The 3,833-nt window shown below is 70.4% G+C and carries 3 protein-coding genes; all 3 read left to right on the top strand.

The genetic code is table 11. The features are described from left to right. Positions 1 to 217: 217 nt before the first annotated feature. Positions 218 to 2,530: a chemotaxis protein CheA gene (locus ABEB17_RS06335; protein ID WP_345715835.1), complete on the top strand. Its 2,313-nt coding sequence runs from the start codon at positions 218 to 220 to the stop codon at positions 2,528 to 2,530. Then, the gene (locus ABEB17_RS06330) at positions 2,527 to 2,943 is read left to right on the top strand and encodes a chemotaxis protein CheW (protein ID WP_345715833.1); all 417 of its coding nucleotides are present in this window, start codon (positions 2,527 to 2,529) and stop codon (positions 2,941 to 2,943) included. Before ABEB17_RS06335 ends, ABEB17_RS06330 begins: the two co-directional genes overlap by 4 nt. A 23-nt stretch (positions 2,944 to 2,966) precedes the next feature. Then, positions 2,967 to 3,833: HAMP domain-containing protein (locus tag ABEB17_RS06325; protein WP_345715831.1), on the top strand; the 867-nt coding region annotated here is incomplete at its 3' end.

Below are 3,833 nucleotides of genomic sequence, written 5' to 3'. Positions count from 1 at the left end.
GAGGAGCTGTCGGTGATGGCGGCCCAGCTCCGCACCCAGATCGCCCGCTTCACCTACTGACACAGGCGTTCTACCGGAGCCGGCTCACCCTCAGGGTGGGCCGGCTCCGTCGTCCCTACGAGCCGTCCCCACGAGGGGTCGGTGATCACCTCAGGTCCACCCCGGCACCGCCGATGGGTCGTTCGACGGACCGACCTCGGCAATTCAGGAGAAGCACGTGGACGACACGGACGAGATCGTCCAGGAGTTCCTGGTGGAGAGCCACGAGAACCTCGACCAGCTCGACCGGGACTTCGTCGAGCTCGAGCGCGAGCCCGGCTCGCGCGAGCTGCTCGCGAGCGTGTTCCGGACCATCCACACCATCAAGGGCACCAGTGGCTTCCTCGCGTTCTCGCGGCTGGAGGCGCTGACCCACGTGGGCGAGAACCTGCTGGCCCGGCTGCGGGACGGCAAGCTCACCATGACCGCCCCGATCGCCGACGTCCTGCTGGCCATGGTGGACGGTGTCCGCGAGCTGCTGGCTGCCATCGAGGTGGACGGCACGGAGGGCTCGGTCGAGGTCGCCCCGATCGTCGCGCGCATCCAGGCCGTGCTCGATGGGGACGTCCCGGTTGCTGCTGCTGGGCCTGCTCCCGTCGTCGAGACCGTCGTCGAGACCGTCGTCGAGGCTGTCGTCGAAGACGTCGTCGAGGCTGAAGTGGAGTCTGTCGTCGACGCTGTCGTCGAGGCTGTCGTGGAGCCCGCGCCCGTCGTCCAGGCCGCCGCGGTCGCTCCGGTCGTCCCGGCCGAGGTCGTCGCCGACGAGCCCGACGTGCCTACCGGCGCGAAGCGCTCGGTCGCCGACTCCTCGATCCGGGTGGACGTCGACCTGCTCGACAGCCTGATGCGCCAGGTCGGCGAGCTCGTGCTGTGCCGCAACCAGATCGTCCGTCAGGCCGGCTTGCAGGACGACGTGGACCTGGTCCGCGCCTCGCAGCGGCTCAACCTGATCGCGAGCGAGCTGCAGGAGGGCGTCATGAAGACGCGCATGCAGCCCATCGACCACCTGTGGTCGAAGCTGCCGCGCGTCGTCCGTGACCTGGGTGCCCAGTGCGGCAAGCAGGTCCGCCTCGAGATGGTCGGTCGTGAGACCGAGCTGGACCGCACTCTGCTCGAGGCTGTGAAGGACCCGTTGACGCACCTGGTCCGCAACGCCGTGGACCACGGCCTCGAGGGGTCCGCCGACCGGGTCGCCGCCGGCAAGTCCGCCGAGGGCGTGCTGACCCTGCGGGCCTTCCACGAGGGTGGCCAGGTCGTCGTGGAGGTCACCGACGACGGCGCCGGCATCGACCCGTCGCGGATCCGCGCCAAGATGCTGGAGAAGGGTCTGCGCACCGCGGCCCAGCTCGACCGGCTCAACTCGGTCGAGGTGCTCCAGCTCATCTTCACGCCAGGCTTCTCCACGGCCGCCGCCGTGACCAACGTGTCCGGCCGGGGCGTCGGCATGGACGTCGTCAAGACCAACATCGAGTCCATCGGCGGCACGATCGAGATCGAGTCCGTCCTGGGCCGGGGCACCACCTGTCGGCTGCGCATCCCGCTGACCCTGGCCATCGTCTCGTCGCTGACCATCGAGTGCGCCGGTGACCGCTACGCCATCCCGCAGGTCAACCTCGCGGAGCTGGTCGCGCTGGACAGCACGCAGGCGGCCAGCTCCCTGGAGCGGGTCGGCGCGGCCGAGGTCTTCCGCCTGCGCGGGATGCTGCTGCCGATCGTCCGGCTGAGCGACGTGCTCGAGCTCGACCCCGGCCGAGCCGACGGCCAGCTGGTGATCGCGGTGCTGCAGACGGACGGCCGGCGGTTCGGGCTGCTCGTCGACCGCGTGCTGAACTCCGAGGAGATCGTGGTCAAGCCACTGTCCTCGCAGCTGAAGTCGATCGGGATCTACTCCGGCGCAACGATTCTGGGCGACGGTGCAGTCGCCCTGATCCTCGACGTCCAGGCCCTGGCCAAGCGTTGCATGCGGCAGGACTCGCTCGAGCGTGACCTGGCTCAGCAGCGCGGCGACAGCGAGCACGCCGCCGAGCTCGACCAGGTGCTGCTCGCCGGCATCGGCGAGGGTCGCCAGGTGGCGATCCCCCTGTCGATGGTGACCCGGCTCGAGCAGGTGGACGCCAGCCGCGTGGAGCGGGTCGGCCGTCGCGAGGTCATCCAGTACCGCGGCGGCATCCTGCCGACGATCCGGCTGGACCAGCACCTGCACGCCGAGTCGGCGCGGGGCGACGAGCTCACGGTCATCGTGTACACGAGTGGCGGTCGCAGCGTGGCCCTCGTGGTCGAGGAGATCGTCGACATCGTGGACGACGTCGACGTGCGCAGCGACATCGAGGACGACGGTCTGCTCGGCTCTGCGGTCGTCCGCGACCGGGTGATCGAGCTGCTCGACGTCCGGTCGGCCATCCAGGCTGCCGACCCGAACTTCTTCACGGTCACCGAGGCCGTCGCAGCCGGCCACTCCGTGGCCACCGAGCCCGAGGCGGTGATCGCATGAGCACCCAGCTCGCGACCTTCACGTTGGACGGCCACACGCTGGCCATCGCGGTGGAGCAGGTGCAGGAGGTGCTGCGCAGCCAGACCCGCACCCGGGTGCCGCTGGCGCCCCCGCGCGTCGCGGGCCTGGTCAACCTCCGTGGCCAGGTGCTGACCGCGGTCGACCTGCGGGTGCCGCTGGGCCTGCCGCCGCGCACCGAGGGTGAGCCGATGGTGGTCGTCGTCAGGGTGGGCGGTGAGCCGGTGAGCCTGCTCGTCGACACGATCGGAGACGTCGTCGAGGTGGACGAGCGGGACTTCGAGCCTGCCCCGGACACGCTCACCGGAGCCGCCCGCGAGCTGATCCTGGGTGCCTACAAGCTGCCCGACCGCCTCGTCCTGGCCCTGGACGCCGACCGCGCCGTCGGTCTCTGACCCGAAAGCCGAAGGTAGCCACCATGACCTCGCAGACCTCTCCCCACGCACCGACCGCTGGTGCGGCCACGTCGCGTGGGGGCGTGCGCTCGCTGCTCGTCGACCGCAGCGTCCGGACCAAGTTCCTGCTCTCGATCGCTTTCGTGAGCCTGGTCGCGATAGCCGTCGGCATCACCGCAGCGGTTTCCGGTGCTGCCCTTCGCGGCTCGGCGCAGGACCTCTACCAGCTGCAGCGCACGATCGTCGCCGACCGCGGCACCGTCCACCAGGACGAGATCAAGGCGCGGCTGCTGATCGCCCAGATCGCTGCCGTCTCCTCGATCCAGGACAAGGAGACCTACGCCAAGAAGCTCAAGGACAACGACGTCGAGCTGGACGCCGCAGTCGCTCGGGTCGATGCGGCCGGCGGTTCCCGGATCATGCCCACCTGGGACACCTTCAAGTCCGACTTCGACGCGTGGCGGCAGCTGCGCGACACCGAGCTCCTCCCGCCGGCGATGGCTGGTGACCACGCGCGGTACTCGGCCCTGCTGGACAGCAAGTCCCAGCCGATGATCGACACGTTCGTCGACGACCTGGACCAGGCCAGCGCGGCGTTGACGGCGCACTCGGCCGCTCTCGCCAAGCAGGCCGAGGACGCGGCCGCGGCCGGCAGCCGGGCGGTGCTCATCGCCCTCGTCCTCGGGCTGGCGATCGGGCTCGCGCTCGCCGTCTGGGTGGCGAACGCCCTGGTGCGCCGAGTCCGTGACCTGAAGGTGGCGATCGACGCGATGGCGGACGGCGACCTGACGGCCCGCGCCACGGTGGACTCCGCCGACGACCTCGGGCAGATGGCGGCGGCGTTGAATGCGGCGCAGGAGTCGGTGCGGGTGGTGGTGGAGCAGGTGTCG

Origin of the sequence: Angustibacter luteus, assembly GCF_039541115.1 — a bacterium.
Taxonomy (GTDB): Bacteria; Actinomycetota; Actinomycetes; order Actinomycetales; family Angustibacteraceae; genus Angustibacter; species Angustibacter luteus.
Note: the sequence above shows the minus strand (reverse complement) of the source record. Positions and strands in the feature narration are given on the sequence as shown.